Annotated in this window: 19 protein-coding genes and 1 pseudogene; 10 read left to right on the forward strand and 10 right to left on the reverse strand. The window is 61.8% G+C overall.

What is annotated here, in order from left to right:
- Positions 1 to 137, forward strand: a pseudogene (locus EN879_RS39725) (thiolase domain-containing protein); the annotation flags it as partial.
- Positions 138 to 162: 25 nt separating this feature from the next.
- On the forward strand, positions 163 to 1,167 hold the full coding sequence (locus EN879_RS03680; protein ID WP_013532676.1) for an asparaginase: 1,005 nt from the start codon (positions 163 to 165) through the stop codon (positions 1,165 to 1,167).
- Here EN879_RS03680 and EN879_RS03685 read toward each other — a convergent pair.
- Positions 1,160 to 2,536 carry a TIGR03808 family TAT-translocated repetitive protein gene (locus EN879_RS03685; protein WP_013532675.1) on the reverse strand — a complete coding sequence of 459 codons (1,377 nt, stop codon included), beginning with the start codon at positions 2,534 to 2,536 and terminating at the stop codon, positions 1,160 to 1,162. The two genes, EN879_RS03680 and EN879_RS03685, sit on opposite strands and share 8 nt — an antisense overlap.
- A 121-nt stretch (positions 2,537 to 2,657) precedes the next feature.
- On the opposite strand from EN879_RS03685, the gene greA reads away from it, so the two are divergent.
- Positions 2,658 to 3,131, forward strand: coding sequence for a transcription elongation factor GreA (gene greA, locus EN879_RS03690; protein WP_013532674.1), 474 nt, complete (start codon positions 2,658 to 2,660; stop codon positions 3,129 to 3,131).
- A 32-nt stretch (positions 3,132 to 3,163) separates the two neighbouring features.
- Here the strand turns inward: greA and EN879_RS03695 are convergent, their stop codons facing one another.
- The 3 genes from EN879_RS03695 to EN879_RS03705 all read right to left on the reverse strand — a co-directional run bounded on the left by EN879_RS03695 (position 3,164) and on the right by EN879_RS03705 (position 7,010).
- A complete protein-coding gene (locus EN879_RS03695) occupies positions 3,164 to 3,316 on the reverse strand; it encodes a hypothetical protein (protein WP_244514279.1) in 153 nt (50 codons plus the stop codon).
- A 131-nt stretch (positions 3,317 to 3,447) separates the two neighbouring features.
- A complete protein-coding gene (gene scpA / locus EN879_RS03700) occupies positions 3,448 to 5,571 on the reverse strand; it encodes a methylmalonyl-CoA mutase (RefSeq protein ID WP_013532673.1) in 2,124 nt (707 codons plus the stop codon).
- Positions 5,568 to 7,010, reverse strand: a complete 1,443-nt coding sequence (locus tag EN879_RS03705; protein ID WP_013532672.1) for a methylmalonyl-CoA mutase subunit beta — start codon at positions 7,008 to 7,010, stop codon at positions 5,568 to 5,570. The genes scpA and EN879_RS03705 overlap by 4 nt, the downstream gene beginning before the upstream one ends.
- A 329-nt stretch (positions 7,011 to 7,339) precedes the next feature.
- Between EN879_RS03705 and EN879_RS03710 the strand changes: the two genes are divergently transcribed.
- Positions 7,340 to 8,887 (forward strand): helicase HerA-like C-terminal domain-containing protein, encoded by a 1,548-nt coding sequence (locus tag EN879_RS03710; protein WP_013532671.1) that lies wholly within the window; start codon positions 7,340 to 7,342, stop codon positions 8,885 to 8,887.
- Between the two features lie 32 nt (positions 8,888 to 8,919).
- On the opposite strand, the gene EN879_RS03715 is transcribed toward EN879_RS03710, so the two are convergent.
- Positions 8,920 to 9,744, reverse strand: a complete 825-nt coding sequence (locus EN879_RS03715; RefSeq protein ID WP_013532670.1) for a L,D-transpeptidase — start codon at positions 9,742 to 9,744, stop codon at positions 8,920 to 8,922.
- A gap of 170 nt (positions 9,745 to 9,914) precedes the next feature.
- A complete protein-coding gene (locus EN879_RS03720) occupies positions 9,915 to 10,577 on the reverse strand; it encodes a haloacid dehalogenase type II (protein WP_013532669.1) in 663 nt (220 codons plus the stop codon).
- 157 nt (positions 10,578 to 10,734) lie between these two features.
- On the opposite strand from EN879_RS03720, the gene EN879_RS03725 reads away from it, so the two are divergent.
- The 4 genes from EN879_RS03725 to EN879_RS03740 all read left to right on the forward strand — a co-directional run bounded on the left by EN879_RS03725 (position 10,735) and on the right by EN879_RS03740 (position 13,873).
- Entirely contained in the window at positions 10,735 to 11,613 is an 879-nt protein-coding gene (locus tag EN879_RS03725) for a branched-chain amino acid aminotransferase (RefSeq protein WP_024505546.1), read from the forward strand.
- A gap of 106 nt (positions 11,614 to 11,719) precedes the next feature.
- Positions 11,720 to 12,319 (forward strand): superoxide dismutase, encoded by a 600-nt coding sequence (locus EN879_RS03730; protein ID WP_013532667.1) that lies wholly within the window; start codon positions 11,720 to 11,722, stop codon positions 12,317 to 12,319.
- A gap of 156 nt (positions 12,320 to 12,475) precedes the next feature.
- Positions 12,476 to 12,916 (forward strand): cytochrome c, encoded by a 441-nt coding sequence (locus EN879_RS03735; protein WP_013532666.1) that lies wholly within the window; start codon positions 12,476 to 12,478, stop codon positions 12,914 to 12,916.
- Between the two features lie 9 nt (positions 12,917 to 12,925).
- Complete coding sequence (locus EN879_RS03740) at positions 12,926 to 13,873, forward strand: cytochrome c (RefSeq protein WP_013532665.1); 948 nt, start codon at positions 12,926 to 12,928, stop codon at positions 13,871 to 13,873.
- A gap of 1 nt (position 13,874) precedes the next feature.
- On the opposite strand, the gene EN879_RS03745 is transcribed toward EN879_RS03740, so the two are convergent.
- The 3 genes from EN879_RS03745 to EN879_RS03755 form a co-directional block, all read right to left on the reverse strand.
- Entirely contained in the window at positions 13,875 to 14,282 is a 408-nt protein-coding gene (locus EN879_RS03745) for an SET domain-containing protein-lysine N-methyltransferase (RefSeq protein WP_013532664.1), read from the reverse strand.
- A 157-nt stretch (positions 14,283 to 14,439) separates the two neighbouring features.
- Positions 14,440 to 15,066, reverse strand: coding sequence for a LysE family translocator (locus EN879_RS03750; protein ID WP_013532663.1), 627 nt, complete (start codon positions 15,064 to 15,066; stop codon positions 14,440 to 14,442).
- On the reverse strand, positions 15,063 to 17,186 hold the full coding sequence (locus EN879_RS03755) for a S9 family peptidase (RefSeq protein ID WP_013532662.1): 2,124 nt from the start codon (positions 17,184 to 17,186) through the stop codon (positions 15,063 to 15,065). Before EN879_RS03755 ends, EN879_RS03750 begins: the two co-directional genes overlap by 4 nt.
- Positions 17,187 to 17,346: 160 nt before the next feature.
- Here EN879_RS03755 and EN879_RS03760 point away from each other — a divergent pair, with 160 nt between their 5' ends.
- Positions 17,347 to 17,718, forward strand: coding sequence for an SH3 domain-containing protein (locus EN879_RS03760; RefSeq protein ID WP_164745941.1), 372 nt, complete (start codon positions 17,347 to 17,349; stop codon positions 17,716 to 17,718).
- Between the two features lie 444 nt (positions 17,719 to 18,162).
- Positions 18,163 to 18,588 carry a MucR family transcriptional regulator gene (locus EN879_RS03765; protein ID WP_013532660.1) on the forward strand — a complete coding sequence of 142 codons (426 nt, stop codon included), beginning with the start codon at positions 18,163 to 18,165 and terminating at the stop codon, positions 18,586 to 18,588.
- A gap of 92 nt (positions 18,589 to 18,680) precedes the next feature.
- Here the strand turns inward: EN879_RS03765 and EN879_RS03770 are convergent.
- Positions 18,681 to 19,051 (reverse strand): SufE family protein (locus tag EN879_RS03770; RefSeq protein WP_127273952.1); only part of this gene is annotated, 371 nt, incomplete at its 5' end.

Genomic DNA, 19,051 nt, shown 5'->3' on the forward strand with positions numbered 1-19,051 from the left:
TGCATGTCTTGACCGCCATGCAGCTTGTCGGTGAGGCCAGCGGCATCCAGGTGCCGGGCGCAAAACTGGGCGGCATCTTCAATATGGGCGGTGCGGCGGTCGCCAACTACGTTTCCATTCTCGACCGGATCAGATAAACCGCCCGCATTTGCGGGAGGTGACATGACAAATCCGGTTCTGATCGAAGTCTTGCGCGGCGCGATCGTCGAGAGCGCGCATCGCGGCTCAGTCGCGGTCTTCGATGGCGACGGCAAGCCCGTGTGGGAGATCGGCGATACGGCCAAGCCGGTGTTTCCGCGCTCGGCGGTCAAGGCGATCCAGGCCTTGCCGTTGGTCGAAAGCGGGGCGGCGGATGCCTATGGTTTCGGCAACCGCGAACTGGCGCTCGCCTGCGCCTCCCACTCGGGCGAGCCGGCACATGTCGACCTTGCGCGATCCATGCTGGCCAAGGCTGGGCTGGACGGATCGGCGCTCGAATGCGGCACGCATTGGCCATCCAATCATGACGCCGAGATTGCGCTCGCCCGCGCCGGCGGCTCGCCGAACGCCTTGCACAACAATTGTTCCGGCAAACATTCCGGCTTCCTCTGCACCTGCGTCCACGCCGGCATTGCGCATCGCGGCTATGTCAAGCCGGGACACGGCCTGCAGGACATGGTGCGCGACGCCATGCAGTCGGTGACGGGCGCTGTCCATGGTGAGGACCAGCGTGCCATCGACGGCTGTTCGATCCCGACCTACGCGGTGCCGCTCAGGAGCTTCGCGCTCGGCTTTGCCCGCATGGCCACGACATCAGGTTTTGGCCCAGAGCGAGCCAAGGCTGCAAAGCGGCTGCTTTCCGCCTGCATGGCCGAGCCCTTCTTCGTTTCCGGCAGCGGCCGCGAAGACGTCGCGTTGATGGAGGCCGCACCAGGGCGGATTTTCACGAAGGGCGGCGCCGAAGGCGTCCATTGTGCCGCAATTCCGGAACTTGGCCTCGGCATCGCACTCAAATGCGATGATGGCGCCGGCCGCGCCGGCGAAGCCATGGTTGCCGCCGTCCTTGCCAAACTGTTGCGTGCCGACGAGGCCTTGGCGGCGAAGCTGCTCGAATTGGCAAACACGCCCATCGAAAATCGCAACGGTGCCAAAGTCGGAGCGCTGAGGCCGACGGCAACTCTCAAGTGACGTGATTGCGCTCGACGGTCAGATGCGCGTAGCCGCTACCGTTTGACGAGGCGAGATCGCCTGTCGCGGGCTCCGCCCAGCGCTGGCCGACAACCGCACCGTTCAGCGCGCCGTCGATGACATTGTCTGAAATGACGGCCGTACCGGCGCCCTCGACCACGGATACGACGATCCCGGTTCCTGCCTTGCGGATGATGTTGCCGGTGGCGACGACATTGCGCAGGTACGGGCCCCAGCCGATCTGCATGCCATAGAGTGGCGCGTTCTCGATGACATTGTTGGAAACGGTGGTGTCGGCCTCAACGCCGATGCCGACGCCAAATCCCGGCGAGTCGGCGGGGTAGGGGCCGCTGGTCGACAGATTGCGCACGATGTTGCCGGAACAGACGCCCATGCGGCCGCCTTCGTTGAAATTGACGATCGAGATGCCGTTGGCGGCGCCGTCGACGATGTTGTTGCTGATGATGGCGCCTTCGAACGAGAACTCGGAATAGATCGCCGTTTCGCCAGAGCGCGAGCAGGTGTTGCCCGATATCTGCAGGTTGCTGGCGCTGTTGGCGCGGATGGCCGAGAAGGCGCAGTCCGAGACGATGTTGCCCGAGATGACGACATTGCCGGCGCGAAAGGCATTGATGCCGTTGCCGTTCTGCCCGGTTCCGCCGCTGCGTGCCTGGATCCCTTGGACGCGGTTGCCGGTGACCATGGTGCCGTCTTCGGCCACCTGCCAGCGGTGTACGAGGATGCCGCCATTGGCGCAGTCGGAAACGGTGTTGCCCGTGATGGCCAGCCCGCCGGCTTCGACCGAATAGATGCCGGCATCGGCGGCGCCCGATATCTCACAGCGCTCGATCCGGCCGATCGCGTGTTCCAGCGCCAGCCCGTTCTTGCCGCTGCCGGTGATCTGGCAATTGTCGATGGCGAGGTGCGCGACACGGCGAAGATCGAGCAGCCCTTGCGTGTAATCGCCCATCGCACGGTTCGCACCATCGAAGACCAGTCCGCTAAGTTCGATATGGTCGGCCTGTTCGGCCATAAACAGGTGGCCGTCACCGCCGTAAACGATGCGCGTCGCGCCCGGCACGCCGGAAAGACGTACGCGGCCGGGCAGCGAAAGATTGGAGACGACATAGGTGCCGGGCGGCAGGAACACCGGCATGTCGCGGCTGTTTGCGTCACGCAGCAGTTTGGCGAAGGCCTTGCTCTGATCGTCTGATGTGCCGGGCTGCACGCCGAGTTCGGTGGCATTGATCGAGCCGCGCATCGAGGCTTTCTCGATGCCGCTCAAGCTTGCGGCTACCGCCTTGCCGAGCGCAAGGCCCATGACGGCAAAGCCGGCGGTTCCAGTCAGCAGCGTTCGTCTGTTCAACATCGGCACAGAATCCCAGCGTTCAACCTTGGCGTCGCAGGAATCGTGCCAGACGGTTTGCCTCTCCTCTGGACGGAAACGACAATGGCTTGTCGAGCAGCCTCTGCGGGCCTAAGTTCAGGAAATGAGCAGAGCTTTCACCCGCGAGGAAGACAGCGAAAATGCCATCGCCGGTGTCGGTGAGCGGCCGGTCAGCCAGCATCGCAATCTGGTGACGGAACGCGGCCTGGCGCAGATCGAGGAAAATCTGGCCGATCTGCGCGACATACTGGCGAAGGCCGAACGCAAAGCCGACCGCGAGCGCATAGCGGTCGTGTCGCGCGATCTGCGTTACTGGACCGCCCGGCGCGAAAGCGCCGAACTCTCGGTGCCGGAGCCGGGCAGTGACGTTGTGCGCTTCGGCATGGGCGTCACGATCGAGAGCGATGACGGCAAGAAGGTGCATTGGAAGATCGTCGGCGAGGACGAGGCTGATCCCACCAAGGGCAGCATTTCGCATGTTTCGCCAATGGCTGTCGCCCTGTTCGGCAAGAAGATCGGCGACTTGGCCAGCGTCAACGGCAAGGAATGGGAAATCGTCAAGCTCTCCGAGAGCTAGGACGTCTCAAATCCGCCGCACTGATTGGCGCGTCATTTGGCGAGTTTCTGAAGCCCGACCCGATATTTGTCCATGACCTCGCGCGCGGCCTTCATCTGCCGTTCGAACCTGTCGGCCACCGGTCTTAAAATGATGCCGTGATCAGTTTCGATGATCTGGAGCTGATCGCCCGATTGCAGATTCAAGCTGTCCAGCATTCCCGTGGCAAGATCAGGGCATCTGATCCGTCGTCGAGCTTGTGGATGGTCGTCTTCACGGTTACCGCACCTTGGTTGCAGTGTCAGTCTAGCACAACCTTTTCAGAGATGCAGCAGTCCTAGTCCGTGGCCAGCAGGCGGTCCAGCAGGCGATCCGCTGCCTCTGGAATGACTGTGCCCGGCGGGAAGATTTCCGCAGCGCCGGCTTGCCGCACCGCGTCATAGTCCTGCGGTGGGATGACGCCGCCGGCGACGATCAGCATGTCGCCGCGGCCGAGCTTTTTAAGCGCGTCGCGCAGTTCCGGGATCAGCGTCAAATGTCCCGCCGCCAGCGACGAGGCGCCGACGATGTGGACGTCCTGTGCGACCGCCAGCCTGGCGATCTCATCCGGTGTCTGGAACATCGCGCCGACGGTGACGTCGAAGCCGAGATCGGCGAAGGCCGTAGCGATGACCTTCTGGCCACGGTCGTGGCCGTCCTGGCCCATCTTGGCGACGAGAATGCGCGGCTTGCCGCCGGTCTTCTTCTCGAAGGCGTCAAGCTTGTCCTGCAGCCCGTCGACCACGGGATGATCGCCAAGCGCCTTGCGATAGATGCCGGAAATGGTCTGCACCGTAGCGACGTGGCGCCCAAACGCCCTTTCCAACGCGAATGAAATCTCGCCGACCGTTGCATTGGCGCGCGCGGCTCGGATGGCGAATTCCAGCAGGTTTTCATTGCCTTGCGCGGCACGGGTCAGCGCATCGAGTGCGCTTTCGACGGCGGCGACATCGCGCGTGCCCTTCAGCCGTTGCAGCTTCGACAATTGCCGGGCCCTGACCTCGGCATTGTCGATCTTCAGCACGTCGACCTCGATGTCGGTCTCGGGCCGATGGGCGTTGACGCCGACCAGCATCTGCTCGCCGGAATCGATCCGCGCCTGCGTGCGCGCGGCAGCTTCCTCGATGCGCAGCTTGGGAATGCCCTGTTCGGTCGCCGCCGCCATGCCGCCGAGCGCCTCGACCTCCTCGATATGAGCAAGCGCGCGCGCCGCCAGATCATGCGTCAGCCGTTCAAGATAGGCCGAACCGCCCCACGGGTCGATGATGCGCGTGGTGCCGGATTCCTTTTGCAGGATGAGCTGGGTGTTGCGGGCGATCCGCGCCGAATGGTCGGTCGGCAGCGCCATCGCCTCGTCGAAGGAATTGGTGTGCAGCGATTGGGTGTGGCCCTGCGTTGCAGCCATTGCCTCGATCATGGTGCGGACAATGTTGTTGTAGGGATCCTGCGCCGTCAGCGACCAGCCAGAAGTCTGGCAATGGGTGCGCAGCGACAACGAGCGCTCGTCCTTGGGCGAAAAATTCTTCTGCATCAGGGTCGCCCACAACAGGCGCGCGGCCCGCAGCTTGGCGACTTCCATGAAGAAATTCATGCCGATGGCCCAGAAGAAGGACAGGCGCGGCGCAAAGCGGTCAATGTCGAGGCCCGCCGCGACGCCGGCGCGGGCATACTCGATGCCATCGGCGATCGTATAGGCGAGTTCAAGGTCGGCCGTCGCGCCGGCCTCCTGCATGTGATAGCCGGAGATCGATATCGAATTGAACTTCGGCATGTTCTTCGATGTGTACGAGAAGATGTCCGACACGATCCGCATCGAGGGTTTCGGCGGATAGATGTAGGTGTTGCGGACCATGAACTCTTTCAGAATGTCGTTCTGAATGGTGCCGGCGAGATCTTTCTGCGCAACGCCCTGTTCTTCCGCCGCGACAATGTAGAGCGCCATGATCGGCAGCACCGCGCCGTTCATCGTCATCGATACCGTCATCTCGCCGAGCGGAATGCCGTCGAAGAGCTGCCGCATGTCGAGAATGGAATCGATGGCGACGCCAGCCATGCCGACATCGCCGGCAACGCGCGGATGATCGCTGTCATAGCCGCGATGCGTGGCGAGATCGAAGGCGACCGACAGGCCCTTCTGGCCGGCGGCAAGGTTGCGTCGGTAAAATGCATTGGATTCTTCGGCCGTCGAGAAGCCGGCATATTGCCGGATGGTCCAGGGCTGCTGGACATACATGGTCGGGTAGGGGCCGCGCACGAAGGGCGGCAGGCCGGGATAGGTGTCGAGATGCGGCAACCCCTTGAGGTCGCTTTGATTGTACAGATGCTTGGCGACGAGCCCTTCCGGCGTGGTCCGCTGGCCTTTGACCTCGACGGGAGCGCGGCGTGGCGGGACCCAGCCGATCTGGCCGAAGTCCGGGATCAAGAGCCGGCTCCGATCGATTGGTCGATGCGGACTGGAAACAGCGCCTCGCAGACGGCAACGCCTTCGGTGAAGGCCGGCCGCCGTTCCGCCGCCAGCGTCTCGACCGGACGTTCGTCTTTCGATGGATAGAGCGTGGTGCCGATGATGGCCCGTTGGCCTGTGCGGTAGGCTGCATTGCGCTGCTCCGCAGCTGCGTGGACGCGCTTCTGGATGCGTCCGTCCTGAAGGCTGGACAGGACACCGCCCTCGGCTTCGATCGTCTGCAATTCCGTCCACGCCAACTCGCACAACTCCGCGGTCAACGCCTCGACGGCGCCGGAACCATAGGCGGGATCGGTGACATGATCGATATGGCTTTCATTGGCCATGATCAGCTGCGTGTTGCGGGCAACACGACGGGCAAAACCCGCCGGCAGACCATGCGCGATCGTGTGCGGCAGGATGGAGATCGAATCGGCGCCGCCGCACGCCGCGGCAAAGCATGCAATGGTGGTGCGCAGGATGTTGGTCTCCGGATCCATCGCCGTCATCATGCGAAACGACGTCTCGGCATGGATATTGGCGGTGGATGTCGGGATCGAACAAGCCTCCTGCACCCGCGCCCATAGCCTGCGCAGTGCTCGCATCTTGGCCGTCGACAGCAACTGGTCCTGGTCGACGCTGAGCGCAAAACCGATATGGGGTGCGGCATAGACAAGCGGCTGCCGCGCCGTCTCGAACATTCTGAGATAGGAGACAGCCGAAGCCAGCATGATGCCAAGTTCCTGCGCTTCCGTGGCGCCGGCATTGTGGAACACGCGCCCGTCAGCTTCCAGCAGCACGCCCGGAACGCCCATCGCGAAGAAGTGCGCCAGCGACTGTGGCATAGAGGCCTGCAGCGCCTCGATCGACATGCGCAGCCGACCGGTTCCCGCGAAGATCGCCGCTGGATCGATGCCGAAGGAGAGGTTGAGCTTTGCCGGGTCCGATCGCCGCTTGCTCAGGAACGCGACCAGCCAGTCGGCCACGGCGCGGCTCCAGGGATGGGCGTCGATGCGAACCTGGATGCGGTTGAGCGGTATGCCGTCCAGCACCGCCTCCAGCGCCTCCGCCGTTCTCGGCAAGCCGTAGCCGAACGCGTTGGGCGCCCCTTCGAAGACCAGCGACAATCCCGTGGCACCCTGTGCAACATCCTCCAGCGCTTGGCTTCTGGCACGGTCGATGTCCGGATCGTCGATGCGCTGGCTGACGATCCATGGCGATTTCGGGTTTGTACGCACGATCGGTTCCGCCGCGGTGCTGCGGTCGTAGAGCGGTTCGATACGGATGTTGTCATCGCTGTGCGAGACCAGCTTTTCCTCGAAGGAAGCGCCTGCCAATGCCTTTTCCGCCAAGGCGAGCCATCGCTGACGCTCGGCGTTCTCGGGTTCCACGTCCTGGATCAAGGCTCCGGCGCCCATCCGTCCTCCTCGTTTCATGCGGCCGCACCAGCCGGGAGCGGTTCAGTCTACGGTCCCCGGTCCGATATCGCAATGCAATGCGCTTTCAGAGACCGGATTCGATCCATCAGATATAGGTCAGTCCGCGTGGACGACGATTGCCAAACAGCGGCAAAATCCGCAAGCTCCAAAAACCCGATCTGAACGAATGGGGCCGATTTGGGCGAATGGCCCGGATTTGGACGAATGGCCCCGATTTGGACGAATGGCATTGTCGCTGTGCAATGGCCTCACTATACCTGCGGCAAGGCCACTGGCTTTAGACACATCAGTTTGCGGAGACCGGACATATGGCTGACGAGACCAGTATTTTCATCGGCGCCAGCCGAAAGCCCGACGACAGCTATCAGCGTGCCGAGCAGTTGTTGCTGCGATATGGGAATCGTCACGGCCTGGTGACCGGCGCCACCGGCACCGGCAAGACCGTCACCTTGCAGATCCTGGCCGAAGGATTTTCCAACGCCGGCGTGCCGGTGTTCTGCGCGGACATCAAGGGTGATCTGTCGGGCATCGCGATGATGGGCACGGCACAGGATTTCCTCGTCAAGCGGGCCGAACAGGTCAAGCTCGATCCGTATGACTTCCAGGAATTTCCCGTTATCTTCTGGGACTTGTTCGGCGAGCAGGGTCATCCGATCCGCGCCACGGTCTCGGAAATGGGGCCGTTGTTGCTGTCGCGCCTGATGAACCTGACCGAGGCGCAGGAAGGCATCATGAACATCGCCTTCCGCCTGGCGGACGAGGAAGGCTTGCTGCTGCTCGACATGAAGGATCTGCAGGCGCTGCTCGCCAACATCGCCGAGCGCGCCGACGAGATCGGCTCGCGCTATGGCAACGTGACGAAGCCATCGGTCGGGGCTATCCAGCGCACGCTGCTGGTCCTCGAACAGCAGGGGGCCGCAAACTTCTTCGGCGAACCGGCACTGCGTATCGCCGATATCATGCGCACCACCCGCGACGGACGCGGCGCCATCAGCGTGCTTGCCGCCGACAAGCTGATGATGAATCCGCGGCTCTACGCGACCTTCCTGCTATGGCTGATGTCGGAGCTGTTCGAGGTGCTGCCGGAAGTCGGCGACCCCGACAAGCCGAAGCTGGTGTTCTTCTTCGACGAGGCCCATCTTCTGTTCGACGAAGCACCCAAGGTGCTCATCGATCGCGTCGAACAGGTCGTCCGACTGATCCGCTCGAAAGGCGTCGGCGTCTATTTCGTCACCCAGAACCCTTTGGATATCCCTGAAAAAGTCCTGGCCCAGCTCGGCAATCGCGTCCAGCACGCGCTGCGCGCCTATACACCGCGCGAGCAGCAGGCAGTCCGGACGGCGGCCGAAACGTTCCGGCCAAATCCCGATTTCGACTGCATGACCGCCATTACACAGCTTGCCACTGGCGAGGCGCTGGTCTCGACGTTGGAAGCCAAGGGTGTTCCGTCCATGGTGCAGCGGACACTGATCCGCCCGCCATCCTCGCGGCTTGGGCCCATAACGGCCGCTGAGCGGCAAAAGCTGATCCAGGAAAGCCCGGTCGCCGGCCAGTACGATCAGGCCGTCGATCGCGAATCGGCTTTCGAAATGCTGCAGAAAAAGGCCAAGGACGCGCAGGATGCCGAAGAGCAGGCCCAGCAGGCCGGCAGCGGCGGCTCGCGCTGGACCATTCCGGGCTTCGGCAATGACGATCCCGCGCCGCAATCCGGTGGCAGGCGCACATCTGCACCGCGCCCGTCCAACCGCCAGACGGTCGCAGAGGCGGCGATCAAGTCGGTGGTGCGCTCGGTCGGCTCCTCGGTCGGTCGGGCAATCGTGCGCGGCATTCTGGGGAGCTTGTCGCGCGGGCGGTGACTGGAGGCAGCGGGCGCCGCTGCCTAGTCAGCTCAGAAAATCGAATTCGTGATCGCCTTGACCGGTCCAAGCAGCACCGAACCGTCCGGCACGCCGGCATCGATCGGGATCGCCTGTCGGTTGGCCGTCGCCACCATGGGTTGGCTGGCGTCGCTGGTCACGATGACCGGCGTCTTCGAGGGCACGCGATCATAGAGGTCGATAATGTCCTGGTTCATCAGACGCACGCAGCCTGACGACACCGACTTGCCGATCGAGCGCCACTCCGGCGAGCCGTGCAGACGGTAGAGCGTGTCGACATTGCCCTGGAACAGATAGAGCGCGCGTGCACCGAGCGGATTCTTCAGGCCGCCGGGCATGCCGCCATTGTCGGCGCTGTAGGGTTTCAGTTCCGGCTGGCGGGCTATCATTTCGTCCGGCGGCGTCCATTTTGGCCATTTCTGCTTCCACTGAACGACGGCGTCGCCGGACCATTCGAAGCCGGCGCGGCCAAGGCCGACACCGTAGCGTATCGCCTGACCGCCTGGACGAACCAGATAAAGGAAGTGGCCGGTCGTATCGACGACTATGGTTCCCGGCTTCTGTCCCGTCGGGTCGGGAACGATCTGACGCAGGAATTGCGGATCGATCTTGTCGACTGGGATGGCCGGCAAATCGAAGCCGCCGTCGCTGACTGCTGCATACATCGTCACATAGTCCGCCAGAGGCGGCTCGACATAGGTTGGTGGCGGCGGCTCGACCGGACCCGGCCCGGTGGTGGCGCATGCGGAAACCGCGATCGAAGCGGCGCCCAGGGCTGCGGCATTGAGAAAGCCGCGACGGCTCAGGCGAAAAGATTCGATTTCGGTTATGGACATGGTTGCCTTCTTTAAGTCTCAAATCGCAACAAAGCGTGAATTCGCCGACAGTTACGCGGGTGCCTGACAACACCTGGGGCGATAGGCGGTTCCGATTCTGGCCCGAACGTGGGCAAAGAAAGGCGAAGCTGTGACCAGGCTGCTACTGTGGCGCCAGAGACACAGGTCTCTTAGCTGCCGGGCACAAGGGCTTCGAGCGACGGCAGGATCAGGGCCGGTGGGAAGTCCCGGTATTCTTCGGGCTGGTTGGAGCGGTTGATCCACACCGTGCGAAAGCCGAATTTGGTGGCGCCTGCAATGTCCCAGCGATTGGACGACTGGAAGGAAACCGCGCCGGGGTAGAGGCGCCGGCCGGTGGCGACCATGTCGTAGACCGCGGGATCGGTCTTGAAGCGCCGCACCGTATCGACGGAATAGATATCGTCCAGAACCTGGTCGAGCGCGGCGGATTTGACCGCCGCCTGCAGCATTTCGGGCGAGCCGTTGGACAGGATCGCCAGCCTCGCTCCCGAAGCCTTGAGCGCCTTGAGCACGGCCGGCACTTCCGGATAGCAATCGAGCCGCCAATAGGCATCCAGCAATATCGCCTTGAGACCGGGGTCGGCCGAGGGAACCTTGCGCAAGGCGAAATCGAGCGCCTGTTCGGTCAGTTGCCAGAAATCGGCATAGGCGCCCATCAGCGTGCGCACCCAGGAATATTCGAGCTGTTTGGCGCGCCAGATCTCGGACAGCAATTGGCCGTCCGGCCCGATCCGGTCGGCATGACGGCGTACGGCGGCATGCACGTCGAACAGCGTGCCATAGGCGTCGAAGACATAGGCGGCGTATTGCATGACAGCAGTTTTGAGGGCAGGCGCGACAAGGTGCAAGCTTTGATTGCATTGCGCCCCGGCACTGGCCTCAACAAAACTCCATGATGCCGGTTGACGGCGCCCGCCAAAGCATCTTCCAATGGCTGTCACACGAGACCGATTGAGACGGGACGAGATGATGACACTGGCGGCTGCGGCGCAATCCACGACATGGACTTTCGTCGATGGTGATTGGCACGAAGGCAACGTCGCCATTCTGGGGCCGCGCAGCCACGCCATGTGGCTCGGCACCAGCGTTTTTGACGGCGGCCGCTGGTTCGAAGGCGTGGCGCCGGATCTCGACTTCCACGCAGCCAGGGTGAATTCCTCGGCGATTGCGCTCGGCCTGAAGCCGAACATGAGCGCCGACAAGATCGTCGGGCTGACATGGGATGGGTTGAAGAAGTTCGACGGCAAGACGGCGGTCTATATCAGGCCGATGTACTGGGCCGAGCATGGCGGCTATATGGGCGTGCCGGCCGATCCCGCCTCGACGCGCTTTTGCCTTTGCCTCTATGAATCACCGATGATTCCGGCGACTGGCTTTTCGGTGACCGTGTCGCCGTTCCGGCGTCCGACCATTGAAACCATGCCGACCAACGCCAAGGCCGGCTGCCTTTACCCCAACAACGGTAGGGCCATTCTCGAAGCCAAGATGCGCGGCTTCGACAACGCAATGGTGCTCGATATGCTGGGCAACGTCGCCGAGACCGGAACCTCGAACATCTTCCTGGTCAAGGATGGCCACGTCTTTACGCCTGCGCCGAACGGCACCTTCCTATCCGGCATCACCCGCTCGCGCACGATAGCGCTGCTCGGCGAATATGGCTTCAGGACCACGGAAAAGACGCTGTCGGTGCGCGATTTCCTCGAAGCAGACGAAATTTTTTCGACCGGGAACCATTCCAAGGTGGTGCCGATCACGCGCATCGAGGATCGCAATCTGCAACCCGGGCCGGTGGCCAAAAAAGCGCGCGAACTCTATTGGGATTGGGCGCATTCGACTTCTGCTGTTTGAGCGGATAAAAAGGCGATCGACGCTTCATCCGGAGTTGTCCCAACCCATTCCAGACCTATCTTACTCCGGTATCGACACCGGATTTTTCCACGAGGGAGTACTATCCATGGCCTTTGAATTGCCCGCTCTGCCTTACGACTATGAGGCCTTGCAGCCTTACATGTCGAAAGAGACGCTGGAATATCACCACGACAAGCACCACAAGGCGTATGTCGATAACGGCAACAAACTCGCCGCCGAGGCCGGCTTGGGCGATCTGTCGGTCGAAGAGGTGGTCAAGCAGTCGTTCGGCAAGAATGCCGGCCTCTTCAACAATGCCGCCCAGCATTACAACCACATCCATTTCTGGAAGTGGATGAAGAAAGGCGGCGGCGGCAACAAGCTGCCGGGCGCCTTGCAGAAGGCAGTCGATAGCGATCTCGGCGGCTACGACAAGTTCAAGGCCGACTTCATTGCCGCTGGCACGACACAGTTCGGCTCCGGCTGGGCCTGGGTCTCGGTCAAGGATGGCAAGCTGGCGATCTCCAAGACACCGAACGGCGAAAACCCGCTCGTCCATGGCGCGTCGCCGATCCTCGGCGTCGATGTCTGGGAGCACTCCTACTACATCGACTACCGCAACGCCCGGCCGAAATATCTCGAGGCGTTCGTCGACAGCCTGATCAACTGGGACCATGTCCTGGAATTGTACGAAAAGGCGAAGTGATCGATTTCCAGAAGCCCCGGTATCACCCGGGGCTTTTCTTTTCTGCGTCCCGCAAGAGCAAAGGTCCGGCAAAAATCATCAGGGGGAAGGGAATTTTCCCTCTGTAACATCCGTTGACGTCCTGTCCCGAAATGCCTTCATCATGGAGCCAATTGAATGAGAAAGCTTGTTATCGCCATCTCTATGCTCGCACTCGCGGCTTCGGCGGCCTTTGCCGACCCGATCCTCGACCGGCAGGCACTGATGAAGGAACGTGGAAAGATCGTCGGCGGCCTGTCGAAAGTGGTCAAGGGCGAGGAGCCGTTTGATGCCGCCGCGGTGCTGACGGCGCTGCAGGCGCTGCATGCGAATGCCGAGAAAGTCGACGTCGACGCGCTGTTTCCGGCGGGCAGCGACACAGGCGGCGATACCACTGCGTCGCCGAAGATCTGGGAAGACATGGCCGGCTTCAAGGCCACCAACGCCAAATATGTCGCCGACGTCAAGGCAGCGGCCGCTGCCGCTCCTGCCGACGTCGATGCGTTGAAGGCGCAATTCGGCGCCATCGGCTCCGATTGCGGCACCTGCCACCAGACCTACCGGGTGAAAAAAGGCTGATAGCGGGCGATGCCCTGGCTAAAGAAACTCGTCGGCGCCATCGTCATCCTCGGCGGCGTCGGCGCGGTTGCCGGGTGGGTCGGGTCGGCGCCGGTGAGGCTCGACAGGGAGACCCTGGCCAAGCTCGGTCCTGGCGACGCAGCCAGGGGCAAGCGCATTTTTTTTGCCGGCGGTTGTACATCCTGCCATGCAAAGCCGGGCTCACAGGGCGATGCGCGGCTTCAACTCGCGGGCGGTCTCGAGCTCAAGACGCCGTTCGGAACCTTCGTGCCGCCCAACATTTCGCAAGACGCCAAGGACGGCATCGGCGCATGGTCGGTCGAGGACCTCGCCAATGCCATGCTGAAGGGCGTGTCGCCTTCGGGCCGACACTTCTATCCGGCGTTTCCCTATGCGTCCTACGCGCGCATGAATCCGGTCGACATTGGCGATCTCTATGCCTTCCTCAAGACGCTGCCGGCCGTCGCCGGCAAGGCGCCTGCAAATTCGCTCGGTTTTCCCTTCAACATTCGTCGCGGCATCGGCCTGTGGAAATTGCTCTATCTTAGCGACCAGCCTGTCGTTCCATTTCCCGCTGCCACGCCCGATCCGGTCATGGCCGGCCGCTATCTGGTCGAGGGGCCGGGTCATTGCGGCGAATGCCACACGCCGCGCGACCTCGCAGGTGGTACGAAAAAGAACGTGTGGCTGGCCGGTGCGGTGGCTGCCGAAGGCAGCGGCGTCGTGCCGAACATCACATCGGGCGAGGGCGGTATAGGCGATTGGTCGGAAGCCGACATCGCCAACTACCTCGAAACCGGCTTCACGCCCGATTTTGATTCCGTCGGCGGCGCCATGGTCGACGTGCAGCGAAACATGGCCGAGCTGGCGCCGCAGGACCGTGCTGCCATCGCCGCCTATCTCAAGGCGATACCCGCGCATCCAAACGGCTATCCGGCCCGCAAGAGGGCGAACTAGTCTAGATCGAGTCTGCGGATGACAGGTGGCGGTCACCGAGAAAATCGAAGCCCGTTTCGAAAAAATGGTTGTAGTTGCAGGTCAACTCTTCGCCAGGCGCGATGTCGCGCAGCGCAAAACTCTCCTCGGGTGAGGAGACGTCGCAATTAGGCTCGTCGGCATGGTTCATGTAGCGCGCGTCGTCGGCTTCGAAGACGATGTAGTTCGGATCGCGGCGGTCAGGATAGGAGTAGCGGTCGAGATAGCTCTTCACCGGGCCGGCCGCCCGCTCATAAGTCTCGACCTCGATGAGCCGATCGAACCTTGGGTCTAACTTCCAGATCAGAGTACCGCGAGGAATGTGGTTCTTGGCAAAGACGCCGATTCCCTGGATGGGTGATTTGTCGAGATAGACGTCGACGAGCAGCATAATGAACCTTTACGCGATTGGAGGCTGTCAGGCCGGGAAAAGCCGCGCACTGGGTAGCGCGCGGTCGTCGCAATTGCGAGTGAAAATGAGCGACGGGAGCTTCAAAAAGTCCTGACACCCAGCCCTCTGGAAAGGGTGCGTCGATTATCGTCCAGAGTCAGCGTTGCTGCAGCGCCAGACGGACGCCCAAAGCGCAGTAGATGCCGCCGACAACTTTGCCCTGCAATCGTAACACCGACGGATTTCGGCGCAGGAACGTGCCGAGCCGGCCAGCGCTCACGGCAAAGACGACCGTGCTGAAAAGGCCCAGTATGACGAAGATGACCCCCAACGCGGCCATCTGAAGCATCACCGATCCGTTTTCAGGCCGCACGAACTGAGGCAGAAAAGCGAGGAAGAACAGAGCGGTCTTGGGGTTGAGCACTTCGGTCAGGACAGCCTGTCGAAACGCCTTGCCGGCGGAGATCGCGAGCGCACCGGCCGCCGGGTTGGCCGGTGTTTTCTCGATGATCGCGCGAATGCCGAGATAAACCAGGTAGGCCGCGCCGATGTACTTGATGACGCTGAACAGCGTCGCCGACGCGGCGATGATCGCCGAGATGCCGATCATGGCCATGACGGTATGAAAGACGTCGCCGGCAGCGATCCCGGCGCCCGTCGCGATGCCGACCCTGGTTCCGGAACTCGTTGCCCGGGCGATCGTCAGCAGGGTGGCGGGGCCTGGAATGAAGACGAAGCCGAGCACGACCGCGATGTAGGCGATCAGGGTGGTCAGGTCGATCATTTGTTGGTTGCTCCCGTAAGCTGCGCCTTGCCCATCACTTTCAGCGCGAAGGAGTAGGTGTAGGCGATCTCTTCCAGCCGCGAAAACCGGCCGGAAGCGCCTGCATGGCCGGAATCCATATTGATCTTGAACAGAACCGGATTGTCGCCGCTCTTGCGGTCGCGCAGCCGGGCCACCCATTTGGCCGGTTCCCAATAGGTGACGCGCGGATCGGTGAGACCGGCCAGCGCCAGGATCGGCGGATAGTCGTGATCAGAGACATTGTCGTAGGGCGAATAGGCAGCGATCGTCCGATAGTCGTCGGCGGACGCGATCGGGTTGCCCCATTCGGGCCATTCCGGCGGCGTCAGTGGCAGGGTCGCATCGAGCATGGTGGTGAGCACATCGACGAAGGGAACCTCGGCGACGATGCCGCCAAAACAATCCGGCGCCATGTTGGCGACGGCACCCATCAGCATGCCGCCGGCCGAACCGCCTTGCGCGACGATACGGTCATGCGCCGTGTAACGCTCGGTGACCAGATGGCGCGCGACGGCGATGAAATCGGTGAACGTGTTCATCTTGTTCTCCCGCTTGCCGTCATCGTACCAGCCATAGCCCTTGTCCTTGCCGCCGCGAACGTGAGCAATGGCGAAGACAAAGCCGCGGTCGACCAGCGAGAACCAGTTGGTGTTGAAGGCGGCCGGCACGGTGATGCCATAGGAGCCGTAGCCGTAAAGCAGGCAAGGTGCGGATCCGTCCAGCGGCGTGTCGCGATGATGCAAAAGCGAGATCGGCACCAGTTCGCCATCGCTGGCCGGCGCCATCAGCCGCCGCGTGACATAATGGTCCGCATCATGGCCGGACGGCACTTCCTGGGTCTTCAGCAGCACCCGCTCGCGGGTGCGCATGTTATAGTCGAACACCTGCGCGGGCGTCGTCATCGACGAGTAGGAAAAGCGCATGATCTCGGTGTCGTACTCATAGGAACCCGACAGGCCGAGCGAGAAGGCCTCCTCGTCGAGGGACAGAAGATGCTCCTCGCCGCTGATACGGTCGCGCACCACAATGCGCGGCAGGCCTTCCTTGCGTTCGAGCCGGACCATGTGGTCCCTGAAGCCGATCACCGACAGGATCAGCCGGCCGGGCTCGTGCGGCACCAGTTCCTGCCAGTTGGCGCGCACGGGATCGCTCGCCGGCGCCGTCATGATCTTGAAGTCCTTGGCGCCGTCGGCATTGGTCAGGATGAAGAAGATATCGCCGCCTTCTTCCAGCTCGTATTGAAGGCCAACCTCGCGCGGCGACACCAGTTTCGGTTCGGCAAACGGATCGTCGGCGCGCATCAGGCGGTATTCCGAAGTCTCGTGATCGTTGATGCCGATCATGATCCATTCGTTGTTGCGGGTGCCGTCGACATTCATGAAGAAGCCGGGATCGGTTTCCTCATAGATCAGCCGGTCGCTGTCCGGGCTGTCGCCCAGCGCATGGAAGAGTACCTTGGACGGGCGATGGTTGGGATCGAGACGGGTGTAGAAGAAGCCGTCATTGCCTGCGTTCCAGACGCCTGAACCGCCGGTGTCGGGGATCTGGTCGGCAAGCTCCTTGCCATCGGCAAGGTCACGCACGCGAAGCGTGTAGAATTCGGAGCCCTTGTCGTCGAATGCCCATAGCAGCTTGGCGTGGTCGGCCGAATGGTCGACACCGCCAAGACGGAAATAGGCCTTGCCCGCGGCCTCCGCATCGCCGTCGAGCAGGATATGCTCGGCGCCGCCGTCGCGCGACATGCGGAAATAGCGCGGCTGCTCGCCACCAAGTTTAAAGGACGAGCCGTAGGCATAGGGCCCATCCTTCATCGGCACGGAAGAATCGTCTTCCTTGATACGGCCCTTCATCTCCTTGAAAAGCTGCTTTTGCAGTTCGACCGTGTCGGCCATCAGCTTCGACTGGTAGGCATTCTCCGCCTCGAGTTCTGCGCGGATCCCCGCATCGAGCAATGACGGGTCGCGGAACATCTCCTGCCAGTTGTCGGCCCGTAGCCAGGCATAGTCGTCGGTTCGCGTGATGCCGTGATGCGTGTCGGAAACCGGCCGCTTCTCGGGCGTTGGCGGGCTGACGATCGGAAATATGGATGTCTTGGTCATTGCATCTCGCTTTGCCAGTATCTTCAATGGGCCAGTATCTTGAAGGGCCATCTCGAATGGAGAAGTATCTTGAATGGCAAATGAACACGCCGATCAGGGCAGGTTCAAGAGCCGGAGCGTATGGGTTGTGTCGGCTCCAGGAGATGAGCCGGGAGGAGAGATGATGACTATTTGGTCTCGGACTGCTGCGGCTTTCGCCGTTGCTTCGCTAACTCTGGGCTTTGCCGGCCAGTCTCATGCGACCGTATTCGCGGCTTGGCAAGTGGCCAATGTCCCGTTCGGCGACACGCTCAATGTACGCAAATACCCTTCGGGCACATCCCAAAAGCAGGCGGGATATCCGAACGGTACCGTTCTGCAGATGACCGGGCGATGCACCGGCGGAATAAACCTGCTCGACATCGCCAACCAGCCGGCATGGAAGCAGGCACAAAAGATTCGCTATCGCTGGTGCGAAGTCTGGCATGATCCGGTCCAGAACGGCAATTTCGTCACCGGCTGGGCCTATGGCAAATACATCATCCCGCATTGATTGACGCGGCAGCAATCAGCCGATCGGTCGGATGACTGGCATGTCGCCTGATTGCTTGTGTATGACCACGGCAACCTGTGGTTTTGTGGGCAAATGCGAACAACCAATATTTCTCGAGCGATAGCCAAGCAAGATCAAACATTAAAACCCGTTTCGTGAGTTGCCACGAATGTAACGGCGATCTGACGTTGCGTCAGCTGCCGCCGACGGGAACGCGAAATATCGATAAATTACACAATGCACGAAAGATTGAAGCTGATCGCGGAACATTTGATCAATATCGTTCAATATAGCGCGAGGGGTGAATTGACTTACTTGGTCTGCACGCTCATTGATGTGCCCGCGACACGAATCGTAGAAACTCTACCTGCACAAAATTCGTGCGATGCCCTGCTTGTAAAAAAGGGCGCAGATCGATGTAACTCTTGTTGGGGACCGAAGACCATGGATATTGTCGAAACACCTTCCAGAAACAGCGATGCGCTGATCGAATTGACCGCCGATGTGGTGGCCGCCTATGTCAGCAACAATCCCGTGCCGGTCGGCGAACTGCCGAACCTGATATCCGATGTCCATGCCGCACTCGGGCGTGTGGGCGGAACCGCCGAACAGCCGCCTGCCGACAAGCAGAAGCCGGCGGTCAACCCGAAGCGGTCGGTTCATGACGACTACATCGTCTGCCTTGAAGACGGCAAGAAGTTCAAGTCGCTGAAGCGCCACCTGATGACCCACTATGACCTGACGCCGGACCAGTATCGCGAAAAGTGGAACCTCGACCCTACCTATCCGATGGTTGCACCCAACTATGCAGCTGCCCGGTCCCAACTCGCCAAGAAGATGGGTCTCGGCCGCAAGCGCAAAGCGCGGTAATTGCTGCCAGCCAGATCGGATCGACATCAACGGCGCCTTCGGGCGCCGTTTGATTTTTGCGAGCCGCGACGCGCGGATCGGGTCGGGAAGCGTCAGGCGGTCTGCTTGAGCGCTGCCTCGGCGTCGCGCTTGATGCGCTTGACCATCGAGCGAAGGCCGTTGGCGCGCTGCGGCGACAGATGTTCGTCGAGGCCGAGTTCTTTCAATGTCGCTTCCGCATCGGTCTTCTGGATTTCGCTGGCGGTCCTGCCGGAAAACAGCGCCAGCATGATCGCGACCAGCCCACGCACGATATGAGCGTCCGAATCGCCGGAGAAGGTGATGACAGGATCGGCTCCAGCTCCGCGTTCAGTGGTCAGCCAGACCTGGCTGACGCATCCCGGCACCTTGTTGGCGGGGCTGCGCTGCTCGTCCGGAAACGGCGGCAGCGCCTCGCCGAGTTCGATGACATAACGATAGCGGT

The organism is Mesorhizobium sp. M7A.F.Ca.AU.002.02.1.1 (assembly GCF_003998535.1).
GTDB classification, from domain to species: Bacteria; Pseudomonadota; Alphaproteobacteria; order Rhizobiales; family Rhizobiaceae; genus Mesorhizobium; species Mesorhizobium ciceri.

Coding starts and splice junctions, on each gene's coding strand:
- EN879_RS03755 (WP_013532662.1), bottom strand. CDS start 17,186: ATGACCAAGACATCCATATTTCCGATCGTCAGCCCGCCAACGCCCGAG.
- EN879_RS03735 (WP_013532666.1), top strand. CDS start 12,476: ATGAGAAAGCTTGTTATCGCCATCTCTATGCTCGCACTCGCGGCTTCG.
- EN879_RS03750 (WP_013532663.1), bottom strand. CDS start 15,066: ATGATCGACCTGACCACCCTGATCGCCTACATCGCGGTCGTGCTCGGC.
- EN879_RS03745 (WP_013532664.1), bottom strand. CDS start 14,282: ATGCTGCTCGTCGACGTCTATCTCGACAAATCACCCATCCAGGGAATC.
- EN879_RS03765 (WP_013532660.1), top strand. CDS start 18,163: ATGGATATTGTCGAAACACCTTCCAGAAACAGCGATGCGCTGATCGAA.
- EN879_RS03720 (WP_013532669.1), bottom strand. CDS start 10,577: ATGCAATACGCCGCCTATGTCTTCGACGCCTATGGCACGCTGTTCGAC.
- greA (WP_013532674.1), top strand. CDS start 2,658: ATGAGCAGAGCTTTCACCCGCGAGGAAGACAGCGAAAATGCCATCGCC.
- EN879_RS03685 (WP_013532675.1), bottom strand. CDS start 2,536: ATGTTGAACAGACGAACGCTGCTGACTGGAACCGCCGGCTTTGCCGTC.
- EN879_RS03760 (WP_164745941.1), top strand. CDS start 17,347: ATGATGACTATTTGGTCTCGGACTGCTGCGGCTTTCGCCGTTGCTTCG.
- EN879_RS03705 (WP_013532672.1), bottom strand. CDS start 7,010: ATGGGCGCCGGAGCCTTGATCCAGGACGTGGAACCCGAGAACGCCGAG.
- EN879_RS03740 (WP_013532665.1), top strand. CDS start 12,926: ATGCCCTGGCTAAAGAAACTCGTCGGCGCCATCGTCATCCTCGGCGGC.
- EN879_RS03680 (WP_013532676.1), top strand. CDS start 163: ATGACAAATCCGGTTCTGATCGAAGTCTTGCGCGGCGCGATCGTCGAG.
- EN879_RS03725 (WP_024505546.1), top strand. CDS start 10,735: ATGACACTGGCGGCTGCGGCGCAATCCACGACATGGACTTTCGTCGAT.
- EN879_RS03715 (WP_013532670.1), bottom strand. CDS start 9,744: ATGTCCATAACCGAAATCGAATCTTTTCGCCTGAGCCGTCGCGGCTTT.
- EN879_RS03730 (WP_013532667.1), top strand. CDS start 11,720: ATGGCCTTTGAATTGCCCGCTCTGCCTTACGACTATGAGGCCTTGCAG.
- EN879_RS03710 (WP_013532671.1), top strand. CDS start 7,340: ATGGCTGACGAGACCAGTATTTTCATCGGCGCCAGCCGAAAGCCCGAC.